The organism is Streptomyces sp. NPDC026394, from assembly GCF_055567735.1.
This window is the reverse complement of the sequence record NZ_JBVHPX010000038.1, coordinates 31,091-49,973: the sequence shown is the minus strand read 5'-3', so window position 1 is coordinate 49,973 and position 18,883 is coordinate 31,091. Positions and strand designations below refer to the sequence as shown.

Here is an 18,883-nt window from a genome sequence, read left to right as displayed (position 1 = left end):
CGGACACCACACCTGGCCCCAGCCCACCCGCACCGGTGTCAGAGCCGTACGCATCCAACGACCTCAACGCGCAGATCCATAAAACAACGGCATTGTGCCTAAGAGGGCGTTTTCTCCCAATGTTTCGTCCTGATGTGCGGCGTTAGCGAGGTTTCAGAGTCCTCGCCAGGTTGGTGTGGATTCTTTGGTGAGGCGTCGTGCCATGAGGGCGATCATCGCGATGTAGATCATGGCGGTGGAGCGGGCCGGGAGGGCTTCGTAGTCGCGGGCCAGACGGCGGTTCAACATCAGCCACCCCAGGGTTCGCTCCACGCACCACCTGCGCGGTTGCACGGTGAAGCCGCGGGCGGCGCCGGGGGTGCGACGGACGATTTCGAGGTCGATGCCGAGGCGGGCGGCGTGGTCGACGAGGTATTCGCGGTAGCCGCGGTCGGCCCAGCCCTTGCGGATGGTGGGGTGGGCGGCAGCGATCCGGTCGAGCAGGGTCTCGCCGGCGGTGGAGTCCTGGATGCTCGCGGCGGTGACCAGGACGGCCAGCAGCAGGCCGGTCGTGTCGATCACGACGCTCCGCTTGCGGCCCACGATTTTCTTGCCGACGTCGGCGCCCTGGCCGGCCGCGGGGACGTTGGCGGACGTCTTGATGCTCTGCGCGTCGATCACCATCGCGGTCGGCTCCGGCGTGCGGCCTTCGTCCTCGCGGACGCGGCGCCGCAGCAGGGCGTTGAGCTGCTCGAAGATGCCGTCCTGTTCCCAGCGGGCGAAGTAGTGGTAGACGGTGTTCCAGTGCGGATAGTCGTGCGGGAGGTAGCGCCAGGGGATGCCGGTGCGGGCCACGTAGAGCGCCGCGTCCAGGAGGTCGCGCAGGTCATGGCGGGGCGGGTGGCCGATGTTGAGACCCCGGCGGACGATGCCCTCCCGCCAGCTGGTCAGCAGCGGTTCGACCAGGGCCCAGCGGGCAGCTGACAGGTCACTGGGATAGCGGCGACGCGCGCTCATGCCTCCGGAGTAGCCGAGGACCGGGCCGCCGGTCAGGGCGTGGGCCGGACGGGCAGGGGCATTCGAACCCAACCGGCGCACTTTGCGACGAAACAGGAGCAGGCGGCGCGCAACAACCGGATCTCGGCCTCATTTGCCACGCGAGTGACACGCGCCGCACTCACCTCACCTATCACTCACCAGAATTCATCGTAGAAACCCGCAAAAGGCGGCAAAACGCCCTCTAACTGACCGTTTCAGAATCAGATCGATCGGGAGAGCCGTGAGAAGGAGAGGCCGGAGGCGTTGTAGGCCCTCACGTAGTAGGCATGGGCAATGATCAGTCGCCTTCCTCTCGATGAGCAGCTTGCCGCTCTGAAGTCCGTGCTGGCCCGTAACGAGGTGCTGGTGGAGGTGCTGAACCGCACGGCAGAGCTGGGCTGCCCAACTGGTACGTGACGGCGGGTTGTCTGTTCCAGACTGTCTGGAACGTAGTCACGGACAGGCATCCCACCAGCGGGATCAAGGACTACGACGTCTTCTACTTTGACGACCGGGACTTGTCCTGGGAAGCGGAGGACGCAGTGATCAAGGCAGCCGACGAAGCGTTCACGGGGCTGCCGGCAGAGGTCGAGGTACGCAACGAGGCTCGCGTCCACCTCTGGTACGAGCAGAAGTTCGGTGTCCCTTGCGCTCCTCACGCCTCCACGGAGGCGGCTATCGACAGCTTTGCGGCGACCACCTGCTGCCTGGGCGTGCGCCTGGAGCCAGACGGACAATGGCGCGTCTATGCACCGCACGGGCTCTCCGACGTGTTCAACCTCGTCGTGCGCCCGAACCCGGTGCTTGCCCCGCGCAAGGTGTACGAGACCAAGGCGGCCCGCTGGCAGCAGCAGTGGCCTGAGCTGACTGTGCTCGGCTGGCCGTCGGAGTCTGCCACCCTGGCGTCTTCTTCATCCTGAGGTGCGGAGCCGACGCAGGCAGATAATGCTGCAGGCAAGTTGGAGCAGGTCGAGGTGGAGGTCGGCCCGGCGTTCGTAGCGGATTCGCAGGCGCTTGAAGTGGTGAAGCCAGGCGAAGGTGCGCTCTACAACCCAGCGCACCTTGCCGAGTCCTGAGCCGTGGGCAACACCGCGGCGGGCGATCATCGGCTTGATGCCGCGCTTAAACAGCAGGCGGCGGTACTTGTCGAAGTCGTAGCCGCGGTCGGCATACACGCGTCGGGGCTTGCAGCGGGGCCGGCCACGCCGGCCTCGAATCGGCGGAACCTCGTTCAGTAGCGGAAGGAGCTGGGTGACGTCGTGTCGGTTGCCGCCGGTGAGCGTGACGGCCAGTGGAGTGCCGTGGCGGTCGACGAGCAGATGGTGCTTGGAGCCGGGACGGGCACGGTCCACGGGTGATGGACCGACATGATCCTCCCTTTGAGGGCCCGTACATGCGAGCCGTCGACAGCGCAGTCGTTCACATCCAGCAGGTCCGCGCGGCGCATCTCGGTCAGCAGAGCGGCATGCAGGCGTGGCCCGACGCCGGCCTCGGTCCAGTCCCGAAGCCGACGCCAGGCGGTCATCCCGGAACAGCCGACGGTCTCGGCGGGAACGTCACGCCATGCGGCACCGTTCCGCAGCACATACATGACGCCCGCGAGTGCCGTCCGATCCGGAATATGCAGGCGCCCGGGGTATCGATGGCGCCGCTCGGGAGCGAGAGGCAGCAGTGGAGCTATGCGCTCCCACAGGTCATCGGGCACAAGATCAGCACGCTCCCGGACACCCTGCCGACCAAGATCGTAGAGCACAAGATGTGCGGCTCAACTCATTCTGAAACGATCAGTAAGGCGTTCGCTCGAGCCCAGCGCTCGCAGGCCGCCCGAGCTGAGGACAGCGCTGCCCACGCACTGCGCAGAACGGTCCGCGACATCGTCCACACCGCCACCAGCCCCGACGGCAGCGCGCTGGCCGCCCTGCTCGCCGTCCTCGCCTGAGCCTGCCGTCGGGCTGCGTGGATATCAACTGCTGGCCCAGCCAGGAGACCCGGTGCACGCAAATCCGCCACCGAAATACCGCAAGGCCGCCCTGTACGCAGCCGTCTATCGCCTGGCTGCATGGTCGATCCGCCTGGCCACACCCGGCTTCGGATTCAGCCAGTCGTCGCACGTGCCCCTCCGCTGCTGTGTGTACGCAGCATTAAATAATGATCAGTTGGTTGCCTGGCGCATATGCATCCCGCAACATGCACGGGTAGGGGGACTTCGCAAGGAAGAACGGATGCAAAGCGAAAGCAGAGTGGGCCATGATGACGGCGACAAGCGGACGGGCAACCGCTTACTACTTCCGGGAGCTGCGCTCACCAGGAGGACGGGTCTTCTGCTTCCGGAGGACTTTACGTTCTCCCGGTGGCAGAGCTTCGGCCGACAGTTGTTCCTCATCTCGGACTCGTCCGCTTGGTGGCTGGGAGATTGGCTAATTTTTGGCCGCGAACGGTATCCGGATCGCTACAGGAAGGCGGTGGCCGAAACTGGACTGGACTATAAGACGCTCCGTAACTACGCCTGGGTGGCAGGGAAGGTGCCCATCACCCGCCGACGAGCACGTCTGAGCTTCCAACACCATGCTGAGGTCGCCGCATTGCAGCCCGGTGAACAGGACAAGTGGCTTTCCCTGGCAGAGGAGTCACGGTGGACCCGGCGCGATCTGCGCAGCGCCATCAAACGGGCGGCGGCCGACGCCGACTCAGTTGAGGAAAGAGAGATACACGTGCGCCTGAGCACGACAGAGGAGTATGAGAGAGCCTGGGCTCAGGCGGCGACCCAGGCTGGCAAGACGCTGTCCGAATGGATTCTGGAGTCCCTGAACGAGGCCGCTTCGCGCAGCATCGTTGAGCAGACAGCGCGAGCGATCGACTAGGCGTGAGAAGCAGAGCGGCAGTTCACGGCGGAGCATGAACAGATGTCCGGTTATCCGTGCCTGCCGCTCTCTTCATACAACACCCTGATCAGCCAGGACGTACTGAGATATCTCCTGTTTGGCTGACGGACTGTCCGGTGGGTTTGCAAACGTCCAAGTGATCTGACGCCTGCGGCTGCCACCGTGGAAGGCGCTATGCAGGATGTGGGTGTCGAAGACGATCGCGTCGCCCGGATGCGTGGGTATGACGACCGACGGAAGCTCGTCTCCGGTGACTCCCAGATGCTTCTCAGGTTCCTGGAGCCAGCGGAGGTGCTGGGTCCAGGCAGTGTCCTTCCCATGCGTGGCAGGAAGGACGCGTAGCGCACCCGAGGTTGCGTCAAGAGGTTCCAGATACGTCACCATTTTGACGATCACTGCTGCACCATGGTTGCCGTCCCGGTGCCAGTAGGAGTCTCCCCCGTAGACCACGGCGTCGCCTCCGAGGTACGTGACCGGCTTGCCGACAACCTGCTCGGTGACCGGCTCGATCAGGCTTGTCAGCAGGCCCCGCAGAAGCGGATGTCTGCTCCCGGCGCGCGGGACACCCAGCCTTCCCATCTGGCCGCGGCGCGGGGTGCTGTCGGCGAACAGTTCCTCGAACGCTGAGTCCAGCCGGTCCTCGTACGGATTCAATAGTCCGTCGAGACGGACGTACCCTAGGGTTCGGAACTTCTCGATCGCGTCCTGTGACACAAAGTAGCCACGAGGTGCGATGGGCTCGGCGCCAGTCTGGTCCTGGTTCATCGCTGCCTCTCGCCAGCGCCCGGCACGGCTGTCGCCCAGTGATAACCGTTGAGTTGTGTCGGCGCGGTACCGGCATAAAGCACGATCAAGTCCTTCGGTCCATGTGGCAGTCGGCTTACCGCCCCGTCGTGGTGCTCCGTGAAATGGCGGCGTGCCTCTGGCGGCACGTTGCCAGGCCGGTGGCCCCCGGGGAGTACTGGCAGACCGTCGTGCGAGCTGAGGCGGGGCTTGAGCAGGAGGAGCCGCGACCCCGGTCCGCAGGAGAGGCGGTGTCGGTCCGCTCCCGTTTCGACCTCGTAATCCCTGCCGACGGCCGCGCCGAGCAGGTCGTCCAGTGGGCTGCCTGGGTGCACTCTGCTTTGACCGGCGCCGAGCGACAACTCGTCGGCGCATCCCGGCAGCCGGCACACTCCGAACGCAGCGAGAGCACGGAGCGCCTGTTCAGTGGTGGGCATCGTTCCTCTCTTTCTCGCCCTGTTGGCCGACGGTGTCCGAAACTGCCCCGATCTCCTGCAGCAGCGGCCGGTACTGGTCGAGCTGTGCTTCCGTGCGTGGCGCGATCACGAGGGCGGCCGGTCGCAACTCTTCCCGCAGCTCGCACACCGACTCTGTAATGACGTCGGGTCGTTGCGGTTCGGCCACGGCGCGGATGAGCTCTCCGCCGTTGAAGAGACTGCGTACGACGAGGGTGAATCGGCGCCGCACTTCGGCGGCGATGGCTGGTTCCGCGATGAGCGTGACTGCTTCCGCCATGACCGGTGCCCCCGGCGGGAGATTCGATTCGAGCACGTCCGCGAGATGTGCCCCCGTCAGTACGGAGACGCCGACACGCACGCGAGGGGTGAGCAGGGAGCACTCCTTCTGCAGCCTCGGAAAATCGATGTCACGCAGTACATTCACGGGCGGGTTGTGGACGAACAGGGCCTCGGGCGTGAGACCCGACAGCCGGTCCAGACTGGTCGTGTAGCTGTGTACGAGGCCGGATAGGGAATAGTCGAGCCGTGGCAGCACACCGCTGATGTCTACGCCAGTCTTGGTCCAGATCCGGCAGTCCGGCAGGTCGCGCAGAGCCAGGGCCAGGTCCTGCTCCGCAGAGCCGCGGGCGTAGATCGGCGCTGTGTCGAAGAGGCGTACGCCGGTGGCGTAGGCGCGGCGCAGCAGTCGTACCGCCAGGGACTCGTCCCTGGCGAGCACCATCAGACCGTTGAAGGTGCCGGAGACGCGCATGGTGCCGAGGGCGATAGACGGGGCGATGCCGTTCACGCGAGTGGTCGTGTTCACGGTCGGCAGATCCCCAGGCAGGAACGCGCCGTCCGGGACGGGTGCGTGAAAAGTTGCTGGACGCTCGTCCGCACCTCAGAACGGTCGGCCCAGACGCTGACGCCACGATCTTGGTCGTAGGGGCAGCGACGGATCTCACCGTTGGCTGACAGGTACAGCCGGGAGCTGGCGCACACCGAGACCGGCGCGGCGGCGTCAAAGGTGGAGGCGTAACCCTCCAGGTTCTTCCTCAGAACATCCGACAGCGCGAATCGCGACAACAGGACCTTCTGGTCGCTTGCCCACTGGGCTGGAAGCGAGTCCCGGTCCGCGGCTGGTGAAAACTTCTCGGTGGGCAGCAGCGGACTGATCTCTAGACGGACTCCTGTCCGTTGCACAATGTCCGCCCATTCGTCCACCTCCTCTTCGCTGAGCTTCCAGCACGTCACGTGCAGGCTGACTCGTCCTTGCGGGAGCTGACGAATGAGCGGAACGGCGGATGCAGGCGAGCGGTCCACCCCGCCGAGTCGGCCGGCCTCGACACTGTCCGCGGAGAGAGTGATCCAGCTCAGCATGCCCGCCGCTGATTCCAGACGCTCGGCCCTCACGCCTTCGCGCGCCGCGCTAACCGTGGACACTGGCAGGCCAAACTGCAGGGAGATCCGCACAAGTTGCCGGAACTCCTCATGATCGGTGGGTTCGCCGCCGCTGAGGCACACCTCGACGACGCCCAGCTCCTTGAGCCGGGACAGAGCGCGGGCGTAGGTATCCAGGTCCAAGACGTCACTACCTCGGTCCGCCCGGAAGCAGAAACGACATCCCACCCGGCAAGCGTCGGCGGTCGAGACCAGGACGGAAGTGGGCGTCCGTAGGGCGGTGGATGGGTCCGCCAAGGCAGGCGGGGCCGCCATCACTGCAGCCCCGTGTTGTCAGACAGCGCCAGCGCCAGCGCCTGCTCGTGGAAGTCGCAGAACTCCGGGTCCGGTCGCCCGGTGTGGCGCAGCGCGCGGTCGTTCTGACTCGGGCCGCCGCACAGCGCGAGTGCCGGGCAGGTCTCGCAACTCGGTGAGGGGAAAAGGGGTTTGCGAGCCAGATTCAGCAGCCCTGGGTCCCTGCGTATGTCGTCGATGGAGTAAATGAATTCCTGATCGCGCCAGTTCAGGTCGAGCACGCTTATACGTCGCCCAGGAAGCAGAGCGACCCTCACTCCTCCGTCCCGCTGCATATGCTCGTAGATCCGAGGCTGCCGTGTGTCAATGCCCTGGTAGACCCGATCGAGCCGGGAGAACACCATCCCGCCCCGCCCAGCCGCGTAGAGTCGTGCGTCGAAGAGGGCTTTGGCGAGTGCGGCCCCGGGGACGTGCCATTTGCCGGAGATCGGAATGGGCGTGTTGATGTAAATGAAGCGCAGGCCGAGATCCATGAGGTACTTGACGACCTCCACCATCCTGCCCACGTTGTACTGGGTGGGTGTCAGATTGGCTCCGACATCGACCCCGGCTTCCACCATACGCGCGATGTTGCGGTGGATCCGGGGGTCCGCAGGTTTCCCGGACAGCAGGGTTCGCTCGGCGCTGGCAGGGCCGTCGATGGAAACGCCGACGCCGTACTGGAACTCCTTGTAGTGGTCGAGCATTTCATCGGTGAGCAGCACACCATTGGTCACAACCACCGGCGTTACCTTGCCGATTCCGTACTCTTTCGCCAGCCGTCGAGCGTACTCGTCACCCCACTTCATGAGGTCGAACCTGATGGTGGGCTCGCCGCCGAACCACTGAATGCTGAGCCGCTCCCTGCCCTTGTTCGTGGTGAGTAGCAGATCGAGACCCTCGCGCAAGTCCTCTTGACTCATGTCGGGATTACCGGTGTTGGTGTCGACGAAGCAGTACGAGCACTTCATATTGCATTTGTCGGTCACTACGATCCGGTAGCCGGACATGTGCGTTGGCGCGCCGGCCAGCTCCGTCCCGGCCCTGTTCATCACGGCTTCCCGCCGGTCGGGCACCTGAGCTGTGCGGTTGAAACCGTGGGCCTGCAATTCCTCCGCAAGGCCGGGGTCGTCGGCCCGGAGCCGGCCCACCTCCGACGGGGACAGGTAGACGCTCTCCAGAGCCACTGGATCGAAGAGAGCCGCAGAACCGCCGGAGAGCCCGTAAAGGAAATAGCTGCCCCAGACGTCCTCCTTCTGTTCCACTTTGATGGAATCGACTGAGCTGGCTGGCACGGTCACCGAAATTCACCCTTCGTAAGTCGCCGAGAGGAAGGCCGTAGTCCGTCGGCGGCCATTCGAGAAATCGGGCCCGGCCGTGGGTTGCCACGGCCGGGCCCCTGATCCGTCAGACCTCCACGGGGACGCCGGCCTCGTTCGTCGCTTCACGGACGATCTCGACGTAGCGAGCCCGCAATTCCTCAGTGCTGGCCGGGGTGGCGCCATCGGCCAGCACGATGACACCGGGCAGCGAAGGGTTGGGCGCGATCAGCACGATCCCCGGGGGGTTCAGGCTCACCGCCATCACGACATTCTCGACCGGAATCCAGTCGATCTTTTCCTTGACCGCTTCGAGAACGGCGTTCTGCTGCCCCTTGAAGGAATCGGATTCGGCAAACCACACGCCGGACTTGCAGGTGGAACCCACCGCATCCGCATAGAGAATGTGGTTGTCCTTGTGCTGACGAGGAGTGGGCAATTGAACCTCCTGGTTTGAGAGGTGGCCCCGGGATCGGGAATGTGTTGTCGCTGTAACTCTAAGATCTCCGGGGCTGTTGCGGAAGGGAACGTAAACAAGAATCTGGCGGGCCGCAAGACCTTGTCCCGCCGGCGGGACATCGGTGCCATTGACGCTGTTTCGAAGTCGCTGCTAGCGTCCGCATGCCGTAGCCATTGGGGGCTACATCAACAGGGCATAAATTTGGGAGGGTCCAAGGGATGAATCTGAAGGACATCAGGGATGGCGCTCTGCGTGCCGCCGCGATCACCGGCGCCTCTGCCGCGCTACTGATTGCCCCGGTTGCCGGGGCCCAGGCCGCGGACAACACCTCGGCAACGGCTGCCGCCAAGACGGGTCAGACCTCAATTGTCGGCCAGCTCGACCGCTCTTCCGTCGCCAGTCCGCTCTGCTACTGGTGACATCCGTCGGTCGGGCCGCATTAGCCCGATGACGCGTCTCAAGAGGTGGACGGCCCGGGCTAACTATGGCTCGGGCCGTTCTCGGCTTTGCTATGTTGCTGTTTTGCAATCAGCCCCGGCGTGTGCCGTTTGGCACCGAATGGCTCCGTTTTCTTCACCTGAGGTTCACTCTGTGCTGACTATGCAGGGCGCGCTGCTCGCGCTGAGCAAGTATTGGACCGACCTGGGCTGTATCGCGGTGCAGCCGATCAATACAGAGGTCGGCGCGGGAACTCTGAACCCAGCCACCGTGCTGAGGGCGACCGGCCCCGAGCCGTGGCGAGCGGCCTACGTGGAGCCCAGCGTCCGGCCCGACGATTCCCGCTACGGGCAGAACCCCAACCGCCTGCAGACGCACCACCAGTTCCAGGTGATCCTCAAGCCCGATCCCGGGAACCCGCAGGAGCTGTATCTGGGAAGCCTTGCCGCGATCGGCATCGACGTGCGCAAACACGACGTCCGATTCGTCGAGGACAACTGGGCCTCGCCCGCGCTGGGCGCCTGGGGGCTCGGTTGGGAAGTGTGGCTGGATGGGCTGGAGATCACGCAGTTCACCTACTTCCAGCAGGCGGGCGGAGCCACGCTGAACCCAGTGTCGGTCGAGATCACCTACGGCATGGAGCGCATCCTCATGGCTCTGCAGAAGGTCGACCACTTCAAGAAGATCGAGTACGCGCCGGGGATCACGTACGGCGAGGCATTCGGGCAGGTCGAGTATGAGATGAGCCGCTACTACCTCGACGACGCCGATGTCGACTCCGCCAAGAGGCTGTTCGAGGAGTACGCCGCCGAGGCGCGCCGCATGCTCGACGTGAAGCTGCCGGTCCCGGCCCACTACCAGGTGCTGAAGTGCTCGCACGCGTTCAACGTGCTGGACGCCCGGGGGGCCGTGTCCACCACGGAACGCGCCCGGGCCTTCACTCGGATGCGCGCGCTTTCCCGCGAGGTCTCCCAGCTGTGGACCGAGGTACGTGCCGAACTCGGCCATCCCTTGGGTGTGTCCACACCTCCGTCGGCAGCGCGGTTGCCTGAGCGGCTTCCGGAGACGACAGGGGAGGCGACGCTTCTCTTCGAAATCGGCACTGAGGAACTGCCGGCCGCGGAGGTCTCCCGTACCGCCGAAGCCGTGCGGTCCGCGCTGGTGGAAAAGCTGGCGGCCACACGTCTTGAGCATGGCCCGATCCGCACCTTCGCCACCCCCCGGCGCGTGGTCGCCGTCGTGGACGCGGTGGCAGCAAGGGAGCCTGACGCAGAACGTGAGGTGCGTGGTCCGCGGGTGTCAGCCGCCTACGACTCCGACGGCAACCCCACCAAGGCCGCACTCGGCTTCGCCCGCGGTCAAGGGGTTCCGGTCGAGGAGCTGGTACGGACGGAGGCCGCCGGTATCGAGTACGTACAGGCGCGCAAGCACGTCGCGGGGCGTTCCGCGGTTGCGGTTGTCAGCGAACTTCTGGGAGAGGTGGTCGCCGAGCTGCGCGCTGCGCGGAACATGCGTTGGAACGATCCAGAGCTGTCGTTCTCGCGTCCCGTGCGCTGGCTGCTCGCCTTGCTCGGTGATGTGGAAGTCCCGCTCGCTGTGTCGTCCCTGACCGGTGGCAGGACAACTCGGGTGTACCGAAATGACACGGATCCTGTCGTCGTCGTGCCAACCGCCGACGAGTATCCCGCCTTCCTCGCTGCGCGCGGCATCACCTTGGACGGTGCCGAACGGCGTGCCCTCGTCGTCGCCGAGGCGCAGCGGCTGGCCGAGTCGGTGGGGGGTGTCTTCGATGCTGATGCCGAAGCCGGGCTGCTGGACGAGGTCGCCAACCTGGTCGAGCACCCGACGGCCATTCTGGGGCGATTCGATGAGTCCTACCTGGAGTTGCCCGCCGAGATTCTGACGACTGTCATGCGCAAGCACCAGCGCTACCTGCCGGTGCGGGGCACGGACGGCCGACTGTTGCCCTACTTCGTCGCGGTGGCTAACGGTGCCTGCGACGAGGAGACTGTCAGGGGTGGCAACGAGGCGGTGCTGCGGGCCCGTTACGAGGACGCCGCATTCTTCTGGCGGGCCGATCTGGAGACCGCCCTGGACGAGATGAAGTCGGGACTCGGGAAACTCGCGTTCGAGGAGCGCCTCGGTTCCATGGCCGACCGCGCGGCACGCATTGCGGACGTGGCTCAGGCCCTGGTGGCTCCGGGTACAGCTGTGTCGTTGACCGGGGACGGGCAGAGTGTCGTACGCAGAGCCGGTGAGCTGGCCAAGTTCGACCTTGCCTCACAACTGGTCATCGAGTTGACGAGCCTGGCCGGAACTATGGCGCGCGAGTACGCCCTGCGGGCTGGAGAGCCGGAGCCCGTCGCACGGGCCCTGTACGAGATGGAACTGCCCCGTTCGACCGGCGACGCGCTTCCAGTCACGGCCCCGGGCGCGGTCCTTGCCCTTGCGGACCGCTTCGACCTCCTGGTCGGGCTGTTCGCGGTGGGTGCGAATCCCACCGGAAGTTCGGACCCGTTCGGTTTGCGGCGGGCAGCTCTGGGGGCGGTGAGCATCTTGCGGAACGTGCCGGCCGTCCGGGATCTCACGCTGAGCCGAGGGCTTTCCGCCGCCGCGACCAGGCTGCGCGCTCAGGGCGTCGACGTGTCCGACGAACAGGTCGCCAAGGCACACGAGTTCATTGTCAAGCGCTATGAACAGCAGCTGTTGGACCAGGGGACCGACCACCGACGCGTAGCGGCGGTGCTGAGGCTCGCCGACGCACCCGCAGTAGCCGACGGCACCCTCGCCGAACTGGAGCTGCACATCGGCACGCCCGACTTCGTTGCTGTCGCAGGCGCGCTGCAGCGGGTACAGCAGATCGTCGCGGGCGCTCCGCCCGAGTCGTACGCCGACGGTGAACTCACGCTGTTGATTGGTTCGGCCGAACTCGGGCTGTACGACGCCTTCCGCCAGCTCGCCAAGGATATGGACGCCGGGGCAGTGGATCTGGGGAGGTTCGTCGAGTTGTCTCAGGCCCTCGTGCAGCCGGTGGCCACGTTCTTCGACGAGGTGCTAGTGATGGCCGAGGATCCGGCATTGAGGGCGGCCAGGCTGCGCCTGCTGTCCGAGATCGGCGAGCTGGCCTCGCGCGTTCTGGACTGGTCCGTCATCGGTGCCGCGTTGGCCGGGGAGCTCGGCCATGACTGAGACGACGAGTCGCACCCGGGTTCTGTCCAGCGGCGACGGGAGGCAGGCTGGCAAGACCCACGCGGAACGGCACGCATGCGAGTGGATTCACGTCGAAGATCTCGCCAGAGTCCTGTCCGTCGTCCGGGAGGGGCCGGCGGACTTGCTGCTCGTCCTGGACTCGGCCACGTCCGTGCGTGATCTCACGCTCGTGACCGAGGCGTCCGCCGAGAGTGGCGCGCGTCTCGGGTTTCTGCCGACATGGGGCGATCCCGAGGTGGCGGACGCCCAGTCCCGGCGTATGGCGGGCACGCAGTCAGCGGTCGAACGTGGCTTAAGCGAAAGTACGCTCGCGATCAGCCAGTTCGGATTCTCCGGGACGGAGACATGCCGGACGACGGACCTGGTCCTCATGCCGCACGACGATCCGGACGTTCTCGCGGAGCTCGCCAAGGGCCACGAACTGGTCGGGCTCTCCAACCACGCCAACGGCATCGACGCTCAACTGGGTCCGGGCATCATGTGCAGTATGGCGCCCCAGCGCGACGCGGACATGGGCGAGGAGTTCGCGCCGTGCAGCAACGGAGGCCCGTGCATGCGGGCGTCGGCCGCGACGCCGGTCCTCGTGGACCCTCGCGGGTTCGCCGCGGACGTCATGGTGTGGCAGACGTGCTTCGGTGCTCCGCCCACGGGCAGTGTGTTCGGTGCTCGGGGCATGGTCAGCCAGGACATTCTGCGGTCGGAGCGCGTGGGGCACCTCCTCACGACGTACAAGGTGAGTGTTACGGACGATGTCTCCCTGGTGTACGCGCTGGCCCTGCTCCGAGCTGGGGAGCCGTTGGGTGAGGTGTGCCTGCTTCTCAACCGTGCTGCGCAAGGCCGTGGGGAGGGCACCCCGTGGATCCTCCTCGGTGACCCGGTCAAGCGAGTGTCTGCCACGGCCAGAGGTTCTTCAGTAGACCTGCGTTCCACTCCCCAGGTCTTGGAGCTTGGTGCGGGCGAGCTCCGGCTGGCTGCTGTCTCCGGAGGAGCCCTGGGATCGTTGCCCACGCTGACCGCGAGGCGGGCGGGCCGTGCGACCTATGCCTCGGACTCGCTGCTGGTCAGGGCGGTACCAGGAACGGAGCAAGCGGTGATCCTGCACACCGGAGCAGCACCCGTCGAAGTGGAATTGACCGCCCATGAGGACATACGGACCGTCGAACCGGCCAACCGGCTGCTGTCCCTCTGGAACACCGTCCCTCAACTCTCCTTCGCGCAGCGTTTCGTTGAACTTGCCCAACGCTACCCGCGGTTCGGTATCGCCTCCGGTGCCGGAGGGCTGGGCGACGCACTGTCCGCGCAGCTTGAGTACCACACCAAGGTGCTGGCTGCCGCCTCCCGTGAGCAGCCGGTCCTGGGCGGATCATGGGAAGCGCTCGACGCTGCGGCGGACACGGAGACCGCACGGTGGGTATCGCTCAACCGCGCGTTGCTCGCGTTCCTCGCCACATATTGCACCCGGCTGGGGGGCGTGCTGAGCTTCGCGTACGAACAGGAATCCGTAACCGGTGGCCACCAGCGGCTTGACACCGAGTGCCCCTACTGTGGAATGCCGGTGGAGAGCAATGACGTGTCCTTGCCGCGTCATGGGGTGATCCGACGGCGAACGATTTGCTACCGGTGCTCGTACATCGGTGACACGTCCGCCGACGTGCAGGAGCTCCGTCTCGAAGGCCCGGCTTCCGCCCGACAGGGCGACACGGTCCGGTTCCGGCTGCGCGGCTCTGTCGCCGACACCGCGCGGGACTGGCGGTTCGCCGCGACCCGGGTTGTCTTCGAGCACGTTCCCTGGGACATGGGCCCCGGTAGTGATGTCACCGAAGAGATCTTGCCACCCGGTTGTTCGACGCTGCCGGGGACCGAACTGGCGCTGCCCGTCCCGGCAGCAGCACCGCCGGGAACCTACCAGCTCAACGCGGCGGTCGCCTTCCACGGACAACTGTGGGTGGCCCGGCGCCCGTTCACCGTCACCTCCCGGACTTGAGAGGCGAACCATGAACATCTACGGCATTCCGCTACACACTCTGGGGGGCGAACAGGTGACTTTGGAGTCCCGCCGGGGGCACACCTTGCTGATCGTGAACACAGCTTCACGCTGCGGTTTCACACCGCAGTACAGAGCCCTGGAGCTACTCCAGCAGACGTACGCTTCGCTAGGCTTCAGTGTGGTGGGCTTCCCCTGCAACCAGTTCGGCGGACAGGAGCCAGGGTCGCCCGCTGAGATTCAGCTGTTCTGCTCCACGGCCTTCCGGATCACTTTCCCCTTGTTCGAGAAGATCGAGGTCAACGGGACAGGTCGGCACCCACTATTCGAAGCGCTAACGGCTATCGCTGACGAAGCTGGTCGCGCGGGGGATGTCGAATGGAATTTCGAGAAGTTCCTCGTAGGCCCCGATGGTGCGGATCCAATTCGGTTCCGCTCGCAGGTGTCACCAGACGCTCCCGTAGTCACCGACCGCATTGAGGAGACGCTTGCCCGGGCCCGGGCGGCCTGACGCGACTGGCTGAGCGGATCGCTCCCGGTACGGCAGTCAGCCGGCGCGACGGCCGGTCGCCTTCTTCTTCGCCGCGCTCTTCTTCGCCGGCGCCTTGGCGGCGGTCTTCTTGCCGCCCGTCTCCTTCGGCGCGCGGACGCTCTTGCGGGCGGGGGAGCGCTTCGCGGTTCCGGTGACCTTGTCCTCGATGGCCCGCAGCGGCGTCACCGACGCCTGCGCACCGCCGGCGTCTTCGCCGCGGGAGTCCCTGGCGGCGCGGACGCTGTCCTCCAGGGCGGCCATCAGGTCCAGGGGCGTCGAGTTCCCCGGGGCGCAGGGCCACCGGGACCTCGGTGTCGTCCGCCGAGTTCAGGGCGCCGTCCACTCTGCCGGTGTAGACCCTGTCGACCAGGTGGTCGAAGCACATGCCGTACGTACGGCCCCGCAGGGCTTCCGGGTCCGGGACGAACGCCTCCAGACGCTGGTGGAGCTCGGTGAGGTCGCTGCCCGGCGTCCGGTAGAACGGCCGCTCGCTGCTCCCTGCTTCTGTCGGCGAAAGCCTGGCCGTGGCCACGGAGGAGACGACGCGGTCGACGGGTGGGACCAGGCCGATCCCGAACCAGCGGGCGTGGTCGTAGTAGTCGGCGTCATCGTCCTTCAACGGGAGCAGGCACCAGCCCGAGGTGCCCGACCAGTGCAAAAGGACGTTCTCGGAGTCCGGGTACAGGCCGCGCTCGAAGGCTGTGTTGAAGCTGAGGTCCCCGTCGACGTCGGTCTCGAAGTCGTCGTCGGTCAGGACACCCACACGGTCGGACCCTCGTACGTCGATGACCGGGATGCCATCGGCCAGCAGTTCGGCGGCGACGGCGTTCATGTAGTGGCCGATGGCCTCCGTCAGGCCGCGGCTCGCGGAAGGCTCGGGCGTCACGTGATCTCCCAGAGTGCTGTCGGCCGGGTAGGACCCGGGGGCGGTGACTGTGCCGCTCAGTCTGCCGCGCCTTGGGTACGAACCGGCCGGGTTCGCGCCAGAAGGTGGCCTCACCTGCGTGGCCGTCAGGATCTTGTCCCCAGGCGAACCATGGATTCCTGGAGGTATGAGCGATCACGAGCAGCAGCGGCCGGCCCCGCGGCGCGGCAGGGTCCTGGACGCCCTCGCGCGGGCGGAGCGGAAGGTCTTCACCCGGCCCGCACCGAAATCGGCAAAGGCGCAGGTGAAATTCCTTCTTACGCGGGTGAAGGGGTCGACCAAGGCCCTGGCGGAGCGCCTGGGCGTCTCGCGCCGGACGGTGGAGCGCTACCGGGCGGGGACGCTGACCACACCCCACAAGCGTCTCCGGGCCGCTCTGGCGGAGGAGACCGAATCAGCGTGGCAACCGCAGGTCAGAGCACAGGCCCGCGAGCTGGCAGCCACCTCCGGCGGCATGATGGTGGACGTGACGGCGCACTTCGGATTCACCTGCAAGGGCAGCTCGGACGACGGCCGCGAGCGCACCATCACCACGGCGATCTCCCCCACCTACGCCGCTCAGATCCTCCAGCTCCAGGAGGCCGGTGCGACGGAGGAGGACCTGCATCCGATCGTCGCGAAGGCCATCACCGAGTCCTATTTCACGGAATGGGGCACCCGCGCCGCTGGCCTGCGAGCAGATTTCACGGACGTGAAATCAATAGAATTCCGGTTCTGACCCGGCCGAAACCAGAGCCTGCTATGAATCGTATTCAGCGGGCCGCCGTCCAGCACTCTGACGGTGGCCCGCTCCCGAATCCGCACCACGAATACGAGGCCGAAGATGACCACGCCCTGGCCGCCCCGGCGCACCGCACGGAGTCCGTACGCCCCGCACGTCGCCGCGCCCCGCGAGCCGGTCGACCCCGCCCGCATCGGCCGCCGTGTCGTACGGCGCCGGGCGAAGGGCATGGACGCCGGCGCCGTCGCGGCGGCCCTCGAGGACGCCCTGTTCGACGCCCGGCAGGACTCGCGGCACGAGGACCTGGCCGACGACGTCCGCGGCCGCGCGGAGCGGGCGGAGTGGGAACGCATCGACCAACTGCTCGCCGCCGTCCCGGGCACGGTCTACGACCCGGACACCGACGATGTCGTCCAGGCCGAGCTCGCCGCCGACGCCGCGGCCGCCGCCGCCCGGGAAGCCGAGCTGCGCGAAGCCGCCCGGATCGCGGCCCGCGCCGACGAGCTCCAGGCGCTGCGCAGGTCGGCACTCTGGAGCAGGCCCAGCCCCGCGACGGGGACGAAGCCGTACGCGCGGAGCTCACCCGGCGAGCCGGCGGGTACGTCCAGGCCGATGTCGACGCCTGGCTCGCCCGCGCCTTGGCCGCGCACCTCGGGCACTACCGCACCCCGGCCGCCCGCGAAGCCGCCGCCGGCCTTCTGCCTCAGCCGGTCCTCGCCCACGCCGCGCTGCTCGCCGAACTCGCCCGCCTGCTCCCCGGCACCGACGCCGACCAGCTGGCGTTCGCGGCCCGGCTCGCCACCACCGCCCCCGAAGCCACCGGCGCCCTGGCCGCGTTCCTCGCCCGCGCCCGGTCGTAGCGCAGCATTTGCACGGCCCGCTCCGACGCCTCCGGTCACGCTCCGCTGCCCCCTGCCCCGTTATGTTTTCCACGGTCCTGCAACGGGGCTGCTGGCCTCCGGGCCCGGTATGACTGTTGCCCCCTGTCGAAGTCGATGACCTGGGGGGGTGTCACCGGGCCCGGGAGGTGTTGTCGGAGACGCTGATCAGAGGTCCGGCCACCATCCGATCCGGCGCAATGCCGGACAGTTCGCGGACGGCAGGTCTGCATAACGTGGATGCGCGAGCACGACACCCGAGCCGGGGCCGGCACCGTCAACACCCCTTGGGAAGGGGCACAATGTTCGAGATGGAAGACGTGGGCGTGTTCCTGGGCCTGGACGTCGGCAAGAGTGCCCACCACGGCCACGGACTCACCCCGGCCGGGAAGAAGGTCTTCGACAAGCCGCTGCCCAACAGCGAGCCCAGGCTGCGGGCCGTCTTCGACAAGCTGCGCGGCAAGTTCGGCACCGTCCTCGTGGTCGTGGACCAGCCCGCCTCGATCGGCGCCCTGCCGCTGACCGTCGCCCGCGACGCGGGCTGCCAGGTGGCCTACCTGCCCGGACTGGCCATGCGCCGGATCGCCGATCTCTACCCCGGCGAGGCCAAGACCGACGCGAAGGACGCCGCGGTGATCGCGGACGCGGCCCGCACCATGCCGCACACCCTGCGCTCCCTTCATCTGACCGACGAGATCACCGCCGAACTCACGGTCCTCGTCGGCTTCGACCAGGACCTCGCGGCCGAGGCCACCCGCACCTTCAACCGGATCCGCGGCCTGCTCACCCAGTTCCACCCCAGCCTGGAGCGTGTCCTGGGCCCGCGCCTGGACCACCAGGCCGTGACCTGGCTGCTGGAGCGCTACGGCTCTCCGGCCGCCCTGCGCAAGGCCGGCCGCCGCAGACTCGCCGAACTCATCCGACCCAAGGCCCCGCGCATGGCCCAGCGGCTGATCGACGAGGTCTTCGACGCACTCGACGAACAGACCGTGATCGTCCCCGGCACCGGCACCCTCGACATCGTCATCCCCTCTCTGGCCGCCTCCCTGGCCGCCGTCCACACCCAGCGCCGGGCGATGGAAACCCAGATCAACACCCTGCTGGAGGCCCACCCTCTTTCCCCGGTCCTGACGTCGATGCCCGGCGTCGGCGTCAGGACCGCCGCCGTCCTGCTGGTCACCGTCGGCGACGGCACCAGCTTCCCCACCGCCGCCCACCTCGCCTCCTACGCCGGACTCGCCCCGACCACGAAGTCGTCCGGCACCTCGATCCACGGTGAACACGCACCCCGAGGCGGCAACCGGCAGCTCAAACGGGCGATGTTCCTGTCCGCCTTCGCCTGCATAAACGCCGACCCCGCCTCCCGCACCTACTACGACCGTCAGCGAGCCCGCGGCAAGACCCACACTCAAGCCCTCCTCCATCTCGCCCGCCAACGCATCAGCGTCCTGTTCGCCATGCTCCGCGACGGCACCTTCTACGAATCCCGGACACCGAAAGACGTCGAGCTCGCCGCATAACCCCAGCAACCCTGAACCACCCCAAACCCGACAGGGATGCCTT

Annotated in this window: 17 protein-coding genes and 1 pseudogene; 9 read left to right on the top strand and 9 right to left on the bottom strand. The window is 66.8% G+C overall.

Translation table 11 applies throughout. The features are described from left to right. Positions 1 to 153: 153 nt before the first annotated feature. Entirely contained in the window at positions 154 to 996 is an 843-nt protein-coding gene (locus ACZ4QV_RS40625; protein WP_467764369.1) for an IS5 family transposase, read from the bottom strand. A 315-nt stretch (positions 997 to 1,311) separates the two neighbouring features. Between ACZ4QV_RS40625 and ACZ4QV_RS40620 the strand changes: the two are divergent. Further along, positions 1,312 to 1,937: pseudogene (locus ACZ4QV_RS40620) on the top strand (nucleotidyltransferase family protein). On the opposite strand, the gene ACZ4QV_RS40615 reads toward ACZ4QV_RS40620, so the two are convergent. Next, positions 1,929 to 2,770 (bottom strand): IS5 family transposase gene (locus tag ACZ4QV_RS40615; RefSeq protein WP_467764368.1). Its coding sequence is split into 2 segments (ribosomal slippage): positions 1,929 to 2,387 and positions 2,390 to 2,770, totalling 840 coding nucleotides; the frame shifts between segments, so codons are not numbered across the junction. The pseudogene ACZ4QV_RS40620 and the gene ACZ4QV_RS40615 overlap by 9 nt on opposite strands. A 238-nt stretch (positions 2,771 to 3,008) precedes the next feature. Between ACZ4QV_RS40615 and ACZ4QV_RS40610 the strand changes: the two genes are divergently transcribed. Next, positions 3,009 to 3,878 (top strand): LmbU family transcriptional regulator, encoded by an 870-nt coding sequence (locus ACZ4QV_RS40610; RefSeq protein ID WP_467764367.1) that lies wholly within the window; start codon positions 3,009 to 3,011, stop codon positions 3,876 to 3,878. A gap of 72 nt (positions 3,879 to 3,950) precedes the next feature. Here the strand turns inward: ACZ4QV_RS40610 and ACZ4QV_RS40605 are convergent, their stop codons facing one another. The 5 genes from ACZ4QV_RS40605 to ACZ4QV_RS40585 all read right to left on the bottom strand — a co-directional run bounded on the left by ACZ4QV_RS40605 (position 3,951) and on the right by ACZ4QV_RS40585 (position 8,611). Continuing rightward, positions 3,951 to 4,664, bottom strand: a complete 714-nt coding sequence (locus ACZ4QV_RS40605; protein ID WP_467764366.1) for a phytanoyl-CoA dioxygenase family protein — start codon at positions 4,662 to 4,664, stop codon at positions 3,951 to 3,953. A 441-nt stretch (positions 4,665 to 5,105) separates the two neighbouring features. After that, positions 5,106 to 5,945: an aldo/keto reductase gene (locus ACZ4QV_RS40600; RefSeq protein WP_467764365.1), complete on the bottom strand. Its 840-nt coding sequence runs from the start codon at positions 5,943 to 5,945 to the stop codon at positions 5,106 to 5,108. Next, the gene (locus ACZ4QV_RS40595; protein WP_467764364.1) at positions 5,942 to 6,835 is read right to left on the bottom strand and encodes a radical SAM protein; all 894 of its coding nucleotides are present in this window, start codon (positions 6,833 to 6,835) and stop codon (positions 5,942 to 5,944) included. Before ACZ4QV_RS40595 ends, ACZ4QV_RS40600 begins: the two co-directional genes overlap by 4 nt. After that, the gene (locus ACZ4QV_RS40590; protein WP_467764363.1) at positions 6,835 to 8,154 is read right to left on the bottom strand and encodes a radical SAM protein; all 1,320 of its coding nucleotides are present in this window, start codon (positions 8,152 to 8,154) and stop codon (positions 6,835 to 6,837) included. The genes ACZ4QV_RS40595 and ACZ4QV_RS40590 overlap by 1 nt, the downstream gene beginning before the upstream one ends. Before the next feature lie 106 nt (positions 8,155 to 8,260). Further along, positions 8,261 to 8,611 (bottom strand): hypothetical protein, encoded by a 351-nt coding sequence (locus ACZ4QV_RS40585; RefSeq protein ID WP_467764362.1) that lies wholly within the window; start codon positions 8,609 to 8,611, stop codon positions 8,261 to 8,263. A 239-nt stretch (positions 8,612 to 8,850) separates the two neighbouring features. Here ACZ4QV_RS40585 and ACZ4QV_RS40580 point away from each other — a divergent pair, with 239 nt between their 5' ends. From ACZ4QV_RS40580 to ACZ4QV_RS40565, 4 genes are all read left to right on the top strand, one after another. Continuing rightward, positions 8,851 to 9,051 (top strand): hypothetical protein, encoded by a 201-nt coding sequence (locus tag ACZ4QV_RS40580; protein WP_467764361.1) that lies wholly within the window; start codon positions 8,851 to 8,853, stop codon positions 9,049 to 9,051. Between the two features lie 181 nt (positions 9,052 to 9,232). Beyond that, entirely contained in the window at positions 9,233 to 12,259 is a 3,027-nt protein-coding gene (locus tag ACZ4QV_RS40575) for a glycine--tRNA ligase (RefSeq protein ID WP_467764372.1), read from the top strand. Continuing rightward, the gene (locus ACZ4QV_RS40570; RefSeq protein ID WP_467764360.1) at positions 12,252 to 14,264 is read left to right on the top strand and encodes a hypothetical protein; all 2,013 of its coding nucleotides are present in this window, start codon (positions 12,252 to 12,254) and stop codon (positions 14,262 to 14,264) included. Before ACZ4QV_RS40575 ends, ACZ4QV_RS40570 begins: the two co-directional genes overlap by 8 nt. 10 nt (positions 14,265 to 14,274) lie before the next feature. Next, complete coding sequence (locus ACZ4QV_RS40565) at positions 14,275 to 14,775, top strand: glutathione peroxidase (RefSeq protein WP_467764359.1); 501 nt, start codon at positions 14,275 to 14,277, stop codon at positions 14,773 to 14,775. 36 nt (positions 14,776 to 14,811) lie between these two features. On the opposite strand, the gene ACZ4QV_RS40560 is transcribed toward ACZ4QV_RS40565, so the two are convergent. Further along, positions 14,812 to 15,057, bottom strand: a complete 246-nt coding sequence (locus ACZ4QV_RS40560; protein WP_467764358.1) for a hypothetical protein — start codon at positions 15,055 to 15,057, stop codon at positions 14,812 to 14,814. Positions 15,058 to 15,848: 791 nt separating this feature from the next. On the opposite strand from ACZ4QV_RS40560, the gene tpg reads away from it, so the two are divergent. Further along, a complete protein-coding gene (gene tpg / locus ACZ4QV_RS40555) occupies positions 15,849 to 16,439 on the top strand; it encodes a telomere-protecting terminal protein Tpg (protein ID WP_467764357.1) in 591 nt (196 codons plus the stop codon). 389 nt (positions 16,440 to 16,828) lie between these two features. Here tpg and ACZ4QV_RS40550 read toward each other — a convergent pair whose 3' ends face one another. Beyond that, positions 16,829 to 17,092, bottom strand: coding sequence for a hypothetical protein (locus tag ACZ4QV_RS40550; protein ID WP_467764356.1), 264 nt, complete (start codon positions 17,090 to 17,092; stop codon positions 16,829 to 16,831). Here ACZ4QV_RS40550 and ACZ4QV_RS40545 point away from each other — a divergent pair. Together ACZ4QV_RS40545 and ACZ4QV_RS40540 are read left to right on the top strand one after the other, a co-directional pair. Then, entirely contained in the window at positions 17,081 to 17,302 is a 222-nt protein-coding gene (locus ACZ4QV_RS40545; protein ID WP_467764355.1) for a hypothetical protein, read from the top strand. The genes ACZ4QV_RS40550 and ACZ4QV_RS40545 overlap by 12 nt on opposite strands. 320 nt (positions 17,303 to 17,622) lie before the next feature. Then, entirely contained in the window at positions 17,623 to 18,840 is a 1,218-nt protein-coding gene (locus ACZ4QV_RS40540) for an IS110 family RNA-guided transposase (protein WP_467764354.1), read from the top strand. The last annotated feature ends 43 nt before the right edge of the window (positions 18,841 to 18,883 follow it).